This window comes from Curtobacterium sp. VKM Ac-1395, assembly GCF_015350975.1.
GTDB lineage: Bacteria > Actinomycetota > Actinomycetes > Actinomycetales > Microbacteriaceae > Curtobacterium.
Map to the genome: position 1 here is coordinate 470711 of NZ_JADKRX010000003.1, position 14729 is coordinate 485439.

Sequence of the window (14729 nt, forward strand, 5' to 3'; positions counted from 1 at the left end):
TTTGCGATCACGTCCTTGCCACGATCCACCCTACCGCTTATGTTGGGCGCGGCAACATTTTGTTCGACGACGAACGGTGACACACCATGGCGACGACGCCCACCCGCGAAGACAAGTTCTCCTTCGGTCTCTGGACCATCGGATACAACGGCTCGGACCCCTTCGGCGGTCCGACACGACCCCCGCTCGACGTGGTTGAGGGGGTCGAGAAGCTCGACGAGCTCGGGGCCTACGGCCTCACCTTCCACGACGACGACCTGTTCGCGTTCGGTTCGACCGACGCCGAACGACAGAAGCAGATCGACCGCCTCAAGGGTGCACTCGAGTCCACCGGCATCATCGTGCCGATGGTCACGACGAACCTCTTCTCCGCCCCGGTCTTCAAGGACGGCGGCTTCACCTCGAACGACCGTCAGGTCCGCCGGTTCGCGCTCCGCAAGGTCTTCCGCAACGTCGACCTCGCCGCCGAGCTCGGCGCGAAGACGTTCGTCATGTGGGGTGGCCGCGAGGGCGCCGAGTACGACAGCGCCAAGGACGTGCAGGCCGCGCTCTCCCGCTACAAGGAGTCCGTCGACCTGCTCGCGCAGTACGTCACCGACAAGGGCTACGACATCCGGTTCGCGATCGAGCCGAAGCCGAACGAGCCCCGCGGCGACATCCTCCTGCCGACCCTCGGCCACGCGATCGCCTTCATCGACACGCTCGAGCGCCCCGAGCTCTTCGGTGTGAACCCCGAGGTCGGCCACGAGCAGATGGCGGGCCTGAACTTCACGGCCGGCATCGCCCAGGCGCTCTACTCGGGCAAGCTCTTCCACATCGACCTCAACGGCCAGCGCGGCATCAAGTACGACCAGGACCTCGTCTTCGGTCACGGCGACCTGCAGAACGCGTTCTCGCTCGTCGATCTGCTCGAGCACGGCTCCCCGCAGGGTGGTGTCGCGTACGACGGCCCGCGCCACTTCGACTACAAGCCGAGCCGCACCGAGGACTTCTCCGGTGTCTGGGACTCCGCGGCCGCGAACATGCGCATGTACCTGCTCCTCAAGGAGCGCGCACAGGCCTTCCGCGCCGACCCCGAGGTCCAGGCAGCCCTCGAGGCCTCCAAGGTCCCCGAGCTGTCCACGCCGACGCTCAACGAGGGCGAGACCTACGACGCGTTCCTCGCCGACCGCTCCGCGTACGAGGACTTCGACGCCGACGCGTACTTCGGCGGCAAGGGCTTCGGCTTCGTCCGGCTCCAGCAGCTCGCGATGGAGCACCTCATGGGCGCTCGTGGCTGACCTGGTCGCGGGGGTCGATTCGTCCACCCAGTCCTGCAAGGTCACGATCCGCGACGCCGACAACGGCGCCGTGGTCCGTGAGGGTCGTGCGTCCCACCCGGACGGCACGTCGGTCGACCCCCGCCACTGGTGGGACGCCCTCGGCACCGCGATCGCGGACGCCGGCGGGTTCGACGACGTCGCCGCCGTCGCGGTCGCTGGCCAGCAGCACGGCATGGTCGCGCTCGACGCCGAGGGTCGCGTCGTCCGCGACGCCCTCCTCTGGAACGACGTCCGCAGCGCCGACGCGGCCGCACAGATGGTCGAGGAGCTCGGCCGGGAGGCCTGGGTCACCCGCACGGGACTGGTCCCGGTGGCCTCGTTCACCGGCACGAAGCTGCGCTGGCTCCGCGACGCGGAGCCGGAGAACGCAGCCCGCGTGGCAGCGGTCGCACTCCCCCACGACTGGTTGTCGTGGCGGCTGCGCGGCTTCGGCCCCGCGGACGAGAGCCCGAACGGACCGGACCTCGACGCCCTCGCGACCGACGGCTCCGACGCCAGCGGCACGGCATACTGGGACCCGGCCCGCAAGGCCTACGACGCCGAGCTGTTCGAGCTCGCGCTCGGTCGGCCGATGCGCGTCGCCGGTGACGGGTCCACGGACGCCGTCGTCGTGCCCCGCGTCGTCGCGCCCGACGCCGCCATGGGCACGCTCGACGCCGACGTGACCCTGCCGGGCGGCACCGTCGCCCGCGCGGGCCTCATGGTCGGGGCCGGCACAGGCGACAACGCCGGCGCGGCCCTCGGCCTCGGGCTCGGCCCGGGCGACGTCGCGGTGTCCCTCGGGACCAGCGGGACCGTCTTCGGTGTCACCGACACCGAGCTGGCGGACCCGAGCGGGACCGTGGCGGGCTTCGCGGACGCGACGGGGGCGCGCCTCCCGATCGTCACCACGCTCAACGCGGCCCGCGTGCTCGAGGTGATCGGCGGCCTCCTCGGCGTCGACCACGGCGAGCTGGGTCGTCTGGCGCTGGCGGCACCGGCCGGGGCCGACGGCCTCGTCCTGGTGCCGTACTTCGTCGGTGAGCGCACGCCGAACCGTCCGGACGCCACCGCGTCCCTGCTCGGGATGACCCCGGCGACCACCGACCGGGAGCACCTGGCCCGGGCGGCGTTCGAGGGCATGCTGTGCGCGCTCGCGGACGGCCTGGCCGCGGTCGAGGCGACCGGCGTCACCGTGGAACGGCTCCTGCTCATCGGCGGGGCCGCGCGCAACGAGGCCGTCCGGACCATCGCCGCGCAGGTGTTCGGCCGCGACGTCGAGCTGCCCGAACCCGGCGAGTACGTCGCCGCCGGTGCCGCACGCCAGGCGGCCTGGGCGCTGACCGGCACGCTGCCCTCGTGGGACATCGCCACGACGACGGTGCCGGCGGACCCGCGCCCCGAGGTGCTCGAGCGCTACCGCGACGCGGTGCGCTGAACACCGCGCCGACCCACCTGATCACCGTGCCCCCGGTGCCGTCTCGACGGCGCCGGGGGCATGATCGTCCCCGGAGGACACCACCATGCCGCTGACCGACCTGCCCCTCGACGAACTGCGCGCCCACCGCCCCACCATCCGCCGACCCGACGACTTCGACCGGTTCTGGGCCGACACAGTCGCCGAGGCCCGCGCCGCGGGCGCCGACACCGCCCCGACCCTGGTGCCCGCGGACACCCCCGTCACCGGGCTCGTCGTCGAGGACCTGACCTTCCCGGGCTTCGCGGGTGACCCCGTGCGCGCCTGGGTCACCCGACCGGTGGATGCCGAGGGCGACCTGCCCGTCGTCGTCGAGTACCTCGGCTACAACGGCGGACGCGGTCGCCCCGGGGAACGGGTGGCCTGGGCCCTCGCCGGATACGTCCACGTCGTGATGGACACCCGCGGGCAGGGCAGCGGGTGGGGCGGCGGGGACACCCCCGACCCGCACGGCGCCGGCCCGCACATCGGCGGGTGGATGACGAGCGGCATCGAGCGGCCCGAAGACCACTACTACCGGAGGGTCTTCACCGATGCCGTCCGACTGGTGGATGCGGTCCGCACGCTCCCAGGTGTCGACCCGGACCGCATCGCCCTGACCGGTGGCAGCCAGGGTGGCGGCATCGCGATCGCCGCGGCCGCGCTCGTCGAGGCCCACGTCGGTCCGCTCGTGGCCGTCCTGCCCGACGTGGCGTTCCTGTGCGACTGGGAGCACGGTGCCCTCGTCGCGGTGAGCGACCCCTACCAGGAGCTGGTCCGTTACCTCGCCGTGCACCGTGACGCGGCCGAGACCGTGTGGACGACGACGTCGTACCTCGACGGGGTCAACTTCGCGGCCGGGATCACCGCTCCCGCACTGTTCTCCGTCGCGCTGATGGACGAGGTCGTGCCGCCGCGCACCACCTTCGCGGCGTACAACGCGCTCGGCTCCACGGACCGGGAGATCGCGGTGTACGCGTACAACGGGCACGAGGGCGGCGGCTTCCGGCACTGGGAGCGGCAGGTGGCGTTCCTCCGGGCTCGCGACGGGGGTCGGTGAAGCTGGGGTAGGTGAGGCTGCCCTCACCTGGAAACCCCAGGTCAGGACAGCCTTGCCTGGCTGGACAGCCGCACCGTCCGGGTGTTTGCTCGTCCACATGGCAACCACCACCGTCCCCGCACTGCCCGACCTGTCACCGGCGGAGTCGACGAGTGCCGCACGGCTGAACTGGCTCCGCGCCGGCCTGCTCGGCGCGAACGACGGCATCGTGTCCGTGGCCGCCGTCGTCGTGGGTGTCGCAGGTGCCGGCGTCGCGATCGGTCCCGTGCTCGCGGCTGGTGGGGCGGCACTGGTCGGCGGCGCGGTGTCCATGGCCCTCGGCGAGTACGTCTCGGTGAGCGGTGCCCGGGACGCCCAGCGGACCGGGCAGACCGCCGCCGCCGCTCGACGCGCGGCGGCCGCCCAGCAGCACGACGACGTCGCCGCCGCCTACCGGTCGCTCGGGGTGTCCGCGTCCGTCGCGTCGTCGGTCGCTGACGAGCTCGCGCGCCCCGAGGTCCGTGACGCCTGGGTCGCCGCAGAGGAGCGTGCGGCGGCCGAGGAGGTCGTCAGCCCGTGGCGTGCTGCCTGGGTGTCCGCGGCGACGTTCCTCGTCGGAGGCCTCCTGCCGTTCGTGGCGACCGTCCTCGCCCCGCCGTCGAGCCGCATCGCCGTCGTCGTCGTCGCCGTGCTGCTCGCCCTGGCCGCGACCGGCATCACCGGAGCGGTGCTCGGCGGCGCACGCCGTGGCCGTGCAGCCACCCGCGTGGTCGTCGGTGGGGCACTCGCCCTGGCCGCGACGTGGATCGCCGGGATGCTGCTCGGGGCGCACGCCCTCTAGGGTCAGCGGCCCACGCGCGCTCGAGCCGTGATCTCCTGCACCACGGCGGTCTTGGCGTCCGCGTAGTCGTTCATGTCGTCCCACTGCCGGCGGAACAGCTCGCGCTTGGTGGTCTCGTAGAGCGCCCTGTCGGCGGGGTCGGAGCGGAGCCGGTCGCGGAACAGCCGGTACCGCTCGACCGCCGGAGCATGGTGCTCGTAGACGTGCACGTGGACGGAGCGTTCCGGTGTGCGGACCAGTCGATGGCCGGGCTCGCGGACGCGCAGCACGTACCCCGCCACCAGCAGCGGCTCGACGTGGTCCTCCTCGGCGGTGATGTCGTCCACCGTCACCAGGACGTCGATGATCGGCTTCGCCGCCAGCCCGGGCACGGCCGTGGAACCGATGTGCTCGATCCCGACGGTCGCTCCGCCCGCGCCGAGTGCCCGCCGGATCCGGTCCCGGTGCTCGGCGAACACCGTGGGCCAGCGCTCGTCGTACGGGTGCAGGTCGACGTGGACCGCTTCGGGCCCGCCGACGATCTCGATCGTCGTCACGTCCGGGCGGCGGCGGTCGTCGCTGTGCTCCATGCCGTCATCCTCGCAGGCGCTCCGGTGCTGCCCGGCGGAAGCGGTCGAGGTCCTCGGACGTCGGCGGGTCGGCGCCCGGCCGGGAGACCGTCAACGCGGCCGCCGCGACGGCGTGGTGCAGTGCCGCACGCCACGTCGGCACGTGCCGGGGTCGGCGACCGAGGGCGTCCTGCCGCCAGAGGAAGGAGAGGAACGCCGCACAGAAGGCGTCGCCGGCGCCGATGGTGTCCGCGACCCGTACCCGCCGTGCCGGAGCGTGCTCGGTGTGCCCGTCCACGAAGAGCGTCGCGCCCTCCTGTCCACGTGTCAGGACGACGGCGCGTCCGCTCGTGCTCCACGCCGCGGCGACCTCGGCCGGTTCGACGGACGGGTACAACCAGGCGAGGTCCTCGTCCGATGCCTTCACGAGGTCGCTCGCGGCCACGAACGCCTCCACCCGGGCCACGGTGCGGGGAGCGTCGTCGACCGCAGCGGGGCGCATGTTGACGTCGTAGCTGACGAAGGACGCCTCCGGTGCTCGCTGGACGGTCTCCAGCACGGCGTCGGCTCCGGGGAGCAGCAGGGTGCCGAGACACCCCGTGTGCACGAGCGCGGGCGGACGGAGTGGGTCCAGGGTCGGGCGGACGTCCCAGTCCACGTCGAAGGCGTAGGTCGCTGCCCCGTCGGCGTCGAGCACGGCGTGCGCGACGTGGCTCGGGCACGACGGGGACCGGTGGACCTCGGCGATGGTGACCCCCGCCGCCTCGAGCGGGGCGCGGAGTGTCCGCCCGTCGTCGTCGGGGCCGATGTGGGTGGCGAGGACGACCGGGTGCCCCAGGCGGGCGAGGCCGAGCGCGACGTTCGCTGCCGCCCCGCCGGGGTGCCGGCTCGTGGTGCCGTCCGCCCGGTGCACGGCATCGACGAGCGTCTCCCCGATGACCAGCGCGGGCCGGGACCGGGCGTCGGCAGCAGGGGCGGTCATCCGGGGACCGGCGTCTGGTCGATGTGGGCGGACGACTCGAGGTGTCCGACGACGCTGCCGCCGCCGACGGCACGCAGGGTCAGGGACGGGGTGGCGGCACTCGGCGGCAGGAGTGCCGTGAGCACCGTCGCACCGTCGTCGGCGACGACCTCGACCGAACCGTTGTCGAAGTACAGCTCGACGCTGCTGGTGTCCCCGGAGAGCGGCACCCGCGTCGTGGACGGGAACGGCGACCCCGCACCGTACCCGCCGACCACCCGGCGGTCGAGGACCAGCTCGCGGTCACGGAGCGACCAGGACAGCGTGCACCCGGGGCCGTCGACGAGCAGGTCGCCGGAGGTCTGTCCACGCTCGAGCCGCAGGCGGAGGCCGACGGGGTCGCCGTCGGGGCTCGTGATGCGGACGGCCGAGCCGGCCAGGAGCTCGAGTGGCCGAGACGCCGGCGGTGCGAGGGGGACAGCGATCTCGACGGCCACGTGCTGCACCAGACGGGGTCGTCCGTCGACCGTCCGGAGGGCGAGTTCCCGGGGCAGCGTCATCGCACCGCGCCACCCGTGGTCCGGGAGGACGTGCGCGTACTGCCAGTTCGACATCCAGGCGACCATGACGCGTCGACCCTCGAGCGCGTCGGTGAACGTGACGCCGGCGTAGCAGTCACGTCCCTGGTCGACCCACTCGGGCTCGGCGTCCGCGGTGTAGGTCTCGCCGTCGAAGTCACCGATGAACGCGACCATGCCCGAACCGCCCGCCGGGTGTCCGTCACCGACGCTCAGCAACAGGACCCACCGGACGTCCCCGCTGTCGGGGTCGGTCAGCGGGAACAGGTCGGGACACTCCCAGATCCCGTCGACCGCGATGACCGGGGCGAACCGGCTGAGCGGGTGCCACTCGACCAGGTCGTCCGACCCGTAGACCACCACCGCCCGCTCCACCGCTTCGACGGCGACCATCACCCACCGCTCGTCGACGCCGTCGGACCACCGGAAGACGTGTGGGTCGCGGAAGTCCGTGGACCCGCGGTCGAGCACCGGACCGCCCGCACGCTTGGACCACGTCCGACCCCCGTCGGCACTGGTGGCGAGCGCCTGCGCCTGGGACCCGGCGCGGTCCGAACTCGCTGTGCCGACGCTGGTGTAGACCGCCACGAGGTCGCCGGCCCGCGGTGCGTCGTGCCGGTCCGTCGGCCGTGCGACGACGACGCTGCCGGAGAACACGTCCTCGTCGGCGTCGTGCGGGATCGCCACGGGTTCCTCGTGCCAGGTGCGCAGGTCGACCGACCAGGCGTGTCCCCAGGACATGCTGCCCCAGTCGGTGCCGTGGGGGTTGTGCTGGAAGAAGAGGTGCCACCGGCCCCCGTGGACGACGAGTCCGTTCGGGTCGTTCATCCACCCCTGCCGCGGCGTGAAGTGCTGCCGCGGCCGGAGCAGGTCACCGTTCGCGGCCTGGACCGTGCTCATCGGGGCTGTCGTGCGCGGGCGTCCGGGAACGCCGGGAACGGAGCGGTGTCCCCGGTCTGGTACCAGTACGCGGTCGAGCAGACGTCGTCGTTGCGCTCGAAGAGGCCGCCGTCCCATGCACCGATCTGCTGCAGCGTGACGCGGAGCGCCGAGTCGAACAGGATCGGGTCCGGCAGGTGCCAGCGGTACATGCCGTGGCTCGGTGCCATGGCCGTCGCGAACGGCGACGCGGCGGTGGTGTCGGCGGTGGTGCGCTGCGGGTAGCCGAAGTAGGGGGCGCTGTACGTGATCGGCTGCGGTTCCGGGCTGGCACGGAGGGCGTCCTGGAACGCCCACGCACCACCCGCGTAGTCCTCGAGCCCGGTGCTGCACTGGGTCGGGTGGGTGGTGTCGTCGTCCAGGAAGAACTTCACCTCGCCCTCCCCCCACCAGTACCGTTCGAGCGACGTCAGGCCGATGAAGGTGCCGAGGTACCGACCGGTGCCGGTCACGCCGTCGAGGACGACGTGGTCGTTGCCGTGGCCGGCGGTGGCGTTGCTGCGTCGCCACTGTGCGTGGAAGGACCCGACGTTGTCCGCGATGTCGTCGCCGACGGTGTAGTCGACCTGGAAGAACACGGCGTCGACGTCGTCGGGGTGGTCGCTGTCGATGACGATCCGGGCGTGCTTCCGGAACGGCATCGCGAAGTAGGAGTTCATCCCACCGGTGGGTGCCACCGTGATCGGGATCGACGTGACGAGTGCGCGCTCGGCGAACCCGTTGCAGAAGAAGTCGCCGACGGGCACCTCGACCGCGGGGCTCTCGGAGCCGTCCCAGTACATGCGGAGCACGAGGTTGCGGAGGACGAACGGGTTCGTCTCCGTGGTGTCGGGGACCGTCAGCCAGATGTGCCGGATGACACCGGGCCCGTCGATGTCGGCGAGGACGAGACGCCCTCCTGCGGGCAGTGCCGAGAACGCTCGGCCCTTGCGTCCGGGACCGAGGTCCGATGCGGTCCGCGCGGCCCCACCGGGCGAACCGTCGGGGTTCTCGGCGTTGATGGAGCGGCTCCTGACACCGGTGGGCAGGACGGCGAGCTGGTCGAGTTCGTGGATCATGGTGTCGCTTTCGGGCTACTTGACCGCGCCGGCAGTGATGCCGCGGGTGAGGGTGCGTTGGAAGAAGAGGAAGAACAGCAACGTCGGCAGGAGGGACAGCAGGGATCCGGCGTTGAGTTCGGTGATGTCGGTCGAGAGCTGGCCCCGGAGGGTCGACAGTGCGATCGGCACGGTCTGGTTCGCCGGGTCGGTGAGCATCACCACGGGGATGTAGAACTCGTTCCACGTCCAGATGAAGAAGAAGATCAGCAGCACCGACAGGGTGGGCCGCATCACGGGGAACACCACCTGCCAGAGCACCTGCCAGCGGTTGGCGCCGTCCAGTCGTGCTGCCTCGAGGAGGGACGGCGGGAAGGTGCCGAACACGCTGCCGAGGAGGTAGGTCCCGAAGGCGGCCTGCAACACCGCGAAGATGATGACGACGGACCAGATGGAGTCCCGGAGGCCGAGGGCCTGTGCGCCGTGGAAGAGCGGGTAGATGATCGCTTCCTGCGGGAGCATCGTCGCGAACAGCAGGACGCCGGTGACGAGCGTCGCCCCGCGGATCTTGCCGACGCCGATCGCGTACGAGGCGAGGAGGGAGATCAGCACGCCGATCACGGCGACCAGGAGCGAGATGGCGACCGAGTTCCAGAGCGCGAGCGGGAAGTCCACGTCCCGGAGGTACCGGCCGAACGCCGAGAGCGTCAGCTGGTCGGGGACCGAGAACGGTCCGTTCGCCGCGTAGTCGGACTGCGTGCGGAAGGCCGTGAGCACGAGGACCAGGAACGGCGAGGCCATGACGACCCCCGTGAGGATCGCGATGCCGAGCACGACCCACCGGACGGCTCCGCGCTTGTGTGCCGGGCGGGGCTGTCGTGGTGCCGGGGACGTCTGTTCGGCGGGTGGACGGGTCTCGATGAGTGTGACCACGGTGTCAGTCCTCCAGGTTCCGGACGCTGCGGCGCTGCCACCAGAGCAGGACCGCGGCGATGATGAAGATGATGACGGTCAGGACGGTCGACAGGGCCGACCCGTACCCGACGCGGGAGAGCTGGAAGAAGTTGAGGTACGAGTAGTACGAGGGCACGTACGTCGAGCTCTCCGGCCCACCGTTGGTGAGGATCAGGACCGGCGCGAACACCTTGAGCGCCCCCACGGTCGCCGTGAGGACGACGATGAACACCTCGGGCCGGATCTGCGGGATGCTGATCGCGCGGAAGCGGTGCCACCAGTTGGCGCCGTCCATCTCCGCTGCCTCGTGCAGTTCGGGATCCACACGTTGCAGGGCCGACATGAAGATGATGACCGGGTAGCCGATCTGTCCCCAGACGAGCATCAGCATGATCGAGAAGAGCGCCAGCTTCGGGTCGCCCAGCCAGTCGGGTCCGTTCTCGATGCCCACGGCACCGAGGATCGAGTTGATCGCGCCGCCCTGGGTGTTGAGGATCCAGCTCCAGACCACGCCGGCGACGGCGATCGGGACGATCTGGGGCAGGTAGTAGGTGGCACGGAGCACCGATGCTGCGCGCGGACCGAAGGTGCGACCGAGGTAGTCGAACAGGACCGCTGCGAGGACCAGGCCGATGACGGTCGGAACCACGACGATCGCGACGATCATGAACGCCGTGTTCCGGAACGACTCCCAGAACAGGTCGTCGTGGAGCAGGTCGGTGTAGTTGCCCAGTCCGTACCAGGACATCGGGGCCAGACCGCCCTTCCACTGGAAGAAGCTGGTGTAGACGTTGACGGCGAACGGCACGAGCACGACGGCGGTGAACCCGACGATGATCGGGGTGAGGTACCACCAGTAGGAGACGCCGCGGAACGGCCGTCCACGGGTGGGCGTCACACGGTCGGCGGCGGCGCGGGAGGCGGAGCCACGACTGCGGAGCGAGGTGTCTGAGGTCATCTTTGTCCTTCGATGCGAACGGGGAGGTGCGCGGCCTGACGGTCGTGCGGGGTGGGGCGGGCACCGACGCGGTACCCACCCCGTGAGCAGGGACGGCTAGCCGTCGACCTGCTTCTTGCCCTTGCTGTAGAACGCCTGCAGTTCCTTCGTGAACTCGTCGGCGGTCTTGGTCTTGTTGACCATCGCCTGCATGCCGGACTGCTGGAAGTCGAGCAGCCCGGGGACCGGGTAGTCCGGGAAGAACGAGATCTGGTCCTTGTCGACGACGTCGGCGAACTGCTGCGTGAGCGCCTTGGTCTGCGGGTCGCTGATGACCGAGGGGTCACCGGCGAGGGGCAGCCCCGCGCGCTTGCCGATGGCGTTCTGCACCTGGGAGCTCAGCGTCGTGTTGATCCAGTCGTAGGCGAGTTCCTTGTTGCCCGACTTCGTCGGTACGGCCCAGAGGTGACCGGACGAGCCGGCGTTGAGGCTCGCGCCGGGGAGGGTGAACGTGCCCCAGTCGAACTTCGCGTCCGCCTTGAAGCGGTTGAACGCCGCGGAGTCCTCGACGATCAGCGGGCTCTTGCCGGAGAGCCAGGTGGCGTCCATCTGGTCGCCGGTGACGCCAGCGAGCTTGCTCCCGAGGTACCCCTTGTCGATCCACTGCTGGAACTGTTCCGTGCCCTCGGCGAAGGCCCCCGAGTCCAGGGACGGGCTGCCCTTGAGGAACATGTAGTTGTCGATGAGCTTCCGGTCGGCCTTCGCCGAGACGAGGCTGTACCAGGTCCAGAGCGCGCCGAACGCGTTCGCGCCGCTCGCGACCGGGGTCGTGCCCTGGTCCTTGAACGTCTGCATGTCCCGCTCGAGCTCGTCCATCGTCGTCGGGGCCTCCGTGATGCCGGCCTTCGCGAAGGCGTCCTTGTTGTAGAACCAGACGATCACCTCGCCGATGTTCGGGACGCCGTACCAGCTGCCCGAACCGGCGTTGCCGTTCCGGTCGTACCGCGCAAGTGACGACATCGCGCCCTTGACCTTCTCGTCCCAGCCGTACTTCTGCACCTGCGGGTCCAGGTTCTCGATCAGGCCCTGCGAGGCCAGCTGTCCGGCATCCGCGTTGCCCTTGTTCACCTCGACGACGTCGGGGACCTTGTTGCCCGTGAGGAGCAGCTTGGCGTTCTTCTGCATGTTGTCGAAGCTGGTCGACACGAGCTTCACGTCCACGTCCGGGTGCTTCTCCTTGAACGTGGTGACGGCGTCCCGCCACGACTGGTACTGCGCAGAGTCCTTGGCCTCGTACTGCCAGATCGTGAAGGTCTTGCCGTCGCTGCTGTCGCCGCCGGACGAGGCGCAGCCGACGAGACCGACCCCGACGAGAGCCGTGGCGACGATCCCGGCGAGCAGGCGCCGAGCTGTTCGGGTGGTGCGCATGGTGGTGCTCCGTTCACTTCGTTGTGGTGGATGGCGCGCGACTGCACGGGGACGCAGGCGCGACGGACCAGACCGGCGGCGTGGGCAGCCGGCTGGGAGACAGGGAGGACAGGGGACCGCTACGAGCGCGCGGTCCGGGCTCCGGAGATGACGGTGACGTCCGCTGGTGGACCGACGGAGCCGCGCTCGACCAGTTCGCACGCCTGACGGTGGTGCGTGGGGTCGGCAGTGTCGCCGTCGATCCGTTCGATGGCGCGCCGTGCCGCCCACTCCCCCATCGCACGGTGCGGGAGCTGCACGGTGGTCAGGCCGGGGTCGAGCGCGTCGGCGACGTAGTGCTGGTTGTCGAAGCCGACCACCGACAGGGCGTCGGGGATGCCGATGCCGAGCCGTTGCGCGACCTGGTAGAAGCCGAACGCGAGCTGGTCCCCGAAGCAGAACACGGCGGTCGGCCGGTCGGTCCTGCCGAGCAGCTCCGCGGCGACGGGTCGCGCGGCCGCGGTGGTGCTGTCGGATGCGGCGACGACCAGACGCTCGTCGAACGGCAGGCCCGCGGCGTGGAGGGCGTCGAGGTACCCCTGGAACCGCTGGTGTGCCGCTGGCACGTCCTCGGCGACACCGCAGTACGCGATGCGCCGGTGACCGGCGTCGATCAGGTGCCGGACAGCTCCCTCCGCTCCCCCGCGCTCGTCCGGAACGACCCAGTCGGCCCGGGATCCCGGGTCGGAAGGCAGCCCGTCGAGGACGATGAGCGGGATCCGGTCCGGCACGACCGGGAGGTCGACCGCGCGGTGCCAGGCGGCGGCGTAGACGAGCGCGTCGACGTTGCGCTGCACCAGGCTGCGGACGGCCACGCGCTCCTGACCCGCGTCGCCGTCGGTGTCGATGAGCAGCAGCAGGAAGCTCTCCGACTGTGCGACACGTTCCGCGCCGCCCAGCATCGAGCTGGCGAACGGGGCACTCGCCACCTGGTCCGAGAGCAATCCGATCGTGTGGGTCCGTCGCGTCCGGAGGCCTCGTGCCATGAGGTCCGGGACGTACCCGAGCTCGTCGGCGACCTGCCGGACGTGGGCGCTGAGCGCGGGCCGGATGCGCCCCTCGTCGAGCCCGTTGAGCACGAGCGAGACCGTGGAGGCTGACACTCCGGCTTTCGCAGCAACGTCGCGCAGGGTCAGCATGAGGCCTCCTTCCGGTGATCGACGCTCGGTGTCAATCGGTTGACGTGGACGTTATGGCGTCAAGAACGTTGACACCAGAGCGTTACCGGACCGTGATGTTCCGGGTCGTCCCGCCCCGGATCAGTGCCGTGCGACGACCTCGCGACCGAGCTCGGAGTCGAGCAGCATCGCCATCGCGGCGGTCACCAGGACGTCGCCCTGGGCACGGGCGATGCGACCGGACGCGACGAGCGCCGCGATCCCCTGCATGGTCGCTCCGAAGAGCATCTTGAACGTGTCCCGCGCCCCGTCCGCCATGGTGGGCCCCGGCGGGCCCATGACGTCGTCGAGCGCGCCGAACAAGCGGCCGGCAGCCTCCTGCACGGCCCCGGGTCGCGCACCGGTCTTGGCGGCGAACATCAGTTCCATCAGCGCGGCGTCCTCGATCGCGAAGTCGACGTAGGCCTGTGCGACGCGGTCGAAGCCGACACGAGCGGACTCGGCGCCGTCGACGGCAGACCGCACCGCTCGCGTCAACCGGTCGAACCCCTGCTCGGCGAGCGCGTCGAGCAGCGCCTGCCGGTCGATGAAGTGGCTTCGCGGGGCGCCGTGACTGACACCGGCCTGGCGGGCGAGTTCCCGGAGCGACAGACCGTCGGACCCGACGGTACGGAGCATGCCCTCGGCCTGTTCGAGCAGGACGGCCCGCAGGTTCCCGTGGTGGAACGGCCGCGTCGTCATGGGCTCAGCCTACGAGGATGTAGGCATTGACTCCTTTCTAGACAGTGACTACTTTGAGGACGAGGCTGACACCGGCACTTCTCCGCACGATCGACGACAGGACCACCCATGGACCAGCAGAAGACCTTCCTGGTGTTCGGGGCCACCGGACAGACCGGACAGCACTTCCTCCGGCTCGCACTGGAGCAGGGCCATCGCGTCCGCGCCCTCGCCAGGACCCCCGCGAAGCTCACCCGGACACACCCCGACCTCGAGGTCGTCGCCGGGTCCGTCACCGGCGACCTCGACCTCGATGCGCTCCTCGACGGGACCGACGCGGTCGTGGCGATGCTCGGCGACGTCGTGGCGCAGCGCGACCGGCAGGTCAACACGGAGTTCGTCCGCCGACTCGTCCCCGCGATGCGGCGCCAGGGCGTCTCCCGCTTCCTCTACCAGGCGGGCGGACTGAGCGCCCCTCCCGGCGAGCGGCTCCCTCCCGTGCTCCGGGCGGTCCGCGCCACGATCGCGCGCGAGTACATCGGGCAGCACGAGGACAACGAGGCGGTCATGCGGCACCTCAGCACCGAGGCCCACGACCTGGAGTGGATGGTGCACCGCGCCGGCATCGGGTCCGACGGCCCGTCGAAGGGCACGCTCCACCGGTCCGGCAAGCGGATGAGCATCGGCACGTTCGCCGACTGCGCTGACTACACGCTGCGGACGGTGTTCGACGACTCCGCCGTCCACACCTGCGACCCGAGCAGCTACCACTCGGCGAGCGCCACCTGACCCGTTGCGGCCGTTGCGGGCAACCGCACGGTTCCGACCAACTG

At 70.9% G+C, this 14729-nt stretch carries 14 protein-coding genes; 5 read left to right on the top strand and 9 right to left on the bottom strand.

Annotated elements, in window-relative coordinates; all coding sequences use genetic code 11:
- The first annotated feature begins 86 nt into the window (after window positions 1-86).
- The 4 genes from xylA (at window position 87) to ITJ68_RS10840 (ending at window position 4637) form a co-directional block, all read left to right on the top strand.
- Window positions 87-1280, top strand: a complete 1194-nt coding sequence (gene xylA / locus ITJ68_RS10825; RefSeq protein ID WP_194661248.1) for a xylose isomerase — start codon at window positions 87-89, stop codon at window positions 1278-1280.
- On the top strand, window positions 1273-2739 hold the full coding sequence (gene xylB, locus ITJ68_RS10830; RefSeq protein WP_323743286.1) for a xylulokinase: 1467 nt from the start codon (window positions 1273-1275) through the stop codon (window positions 2737-2739). Before xylA ends, xylB begins: the two co-directional genes overlap by 8 nt.
- A gap of 85 nt (window positions 2740-2824) precedes the next feature.
- Window positions 2825-3817 (top strand): acetylxylan esterase, encoded by a 993-nt coding sequence (locus ITJ68_RS10835; protein ID WP_194661249.1) that lies wholly within the window; start codon window positions 2825-2827, stop codon window positions 3815-3817.
- Between the two features lie 97 nt (window positions 3818-3914).
- Window positions 3915-4637, top strand: a complete 723-nt coding sequence (locus ITJ68_RS10840; protein WP_194661250.1) for a VIT1/CCC1 transporter family protein — start codon at window positions 3915-3917, stop codon at window positions 4635-4637.
- A 2-nt stretch (window positions 4638-4639) separates the two neighbouring features.
- On the opposite strand, the gene ITJ68_RS10845 is transcribed toward ITJ68_RS10840, so the two are convergent.
- The 9 genes from ITJ68_RS10845 to ITJ68_RS10885 form a co-directional block, all read right to left on the bottom strand.
- Window positions 4640-5206, bottom strand: coding sequence for a GrpB family protein (locus tag ITJ68_RS10845; protein ID WP_194661251.1), 567 nt, complete (start codon window positions 5204-5206; stop codon window positions 4640-4642).
- Window positions 5207-5210: 4 nt separating this feature from the next.
- The gene (locus ITJ68_RS10850; protein ID WP_194661252.1) at window positions 5211-6167 is read right to left on the bottom strand and encodes a carbohydrate kinase family protein; all 957 of its coding nucleotides are present in this window, start codon (window positions 6165-6167) and stop codon (window positions 5211-5213) included.
- Window positions 6164-7624: a glycoside hydrolase family 32 protein gene (locus ITJ68_RS10855; RefSeq protein ID WP_194661253.1), complete on the bottom strand. Its 1461-nt coding sequence runs from the start codon at window positions 7622-7624 to the stop codon at window positions 6164-6166. The genes ITJ68_RS10850 and ITJ68_RS10855 overlap by 4 nt, the downstream gene beginning before the upstream one ends.
- Entirely contained in the window at window positions 7621-8721 is a 1101-nt protein-coding gene (locus ITJ68_RS10860) for a glycoside hydrolase family 172 protein (protein WP_194661254.1), read from the bottom strand. The genes ITJ68_RS10855 and ITJ68_RS10860 overlap by 4 nt, the downstream gene beginning before the upstream one ends.
- Window positions 8722-8736: 15 nt before the next feature.
- A complete protein-coding gene (locus ITJ68_RS10865; protein WP_323743287.1) occupies window positions 8737-9633 on the bottom strand; it encodes a carbohydrate ABC transporter permease in 897 nt (298 codons plus the stop codon).
- Between the two features lie 4 nt (window positions 9634-9637).
- Window positions 9638-10612, bottom strand: a complete 975-nt coding sequence (locus ITJ68_RS10870) for a carbohydrate ABC transporter permease (RefSeq protein ID WP_194661255.1) — start codon at window positions 10610-10612, stop codon at window positions 9638-9640.
- 96 nt (window positions 10613-10708) lie between these two features.
- Entirely contained in the window at window positions 10709-12019 is a 1311-nt protein-coding gene (locus tag ITJ68_RS10875) for an ABC transporter substrate-binding protein (RefSeq protein ID WP_194661256.1), read from the bottom strand.
- Window positions 12020-12138: 119 nt separating this feature from the next.
- Window positions 12139-13197 carry a LacI family DNA-binding transcriptional regulator gene (locus ITJ68_RS10880; protein ID WP_194661257.1) on the bottom strand — a complete coding sequence of 353 codons (1059 nt, stop codon included), beginning with the start codon at window positions 13195-13197 and terminating at the stop codon, window positions 12139-12141.
- A 120-nt stretch (window positions 13198-13317) separates the two neighbouring features.
- Entirely contained in the window at window positions 13318-13917 is a 600-nt protein-coding gene (locus tag ITJ68_RS10885; RefSeq protein ID WP_194661258.1) for a TetR/AcrR family transcriptional regulator, read from the bottom strand.
- A gap of 108 nt (window positions 13918-14025) precedes the next feature.
- Between ITJ68_RS10885 and ITJ68_RS10890 the strand changes: the two genes are divergently transcribed.
- Window positions 14026-14685: an NAD(P)-dependent oxidoreductase gene (locus ITJ68_RS10890; RefSeq protein ID WP_194661259.1), complete on the top strand. Its 660-nt coding sequence runs from the start codon at window positions 14026-14028 to the stop codon at window positions 14683-14685.
- Window positions 14686-14729 lie beyond the last annotated feature (44 nt).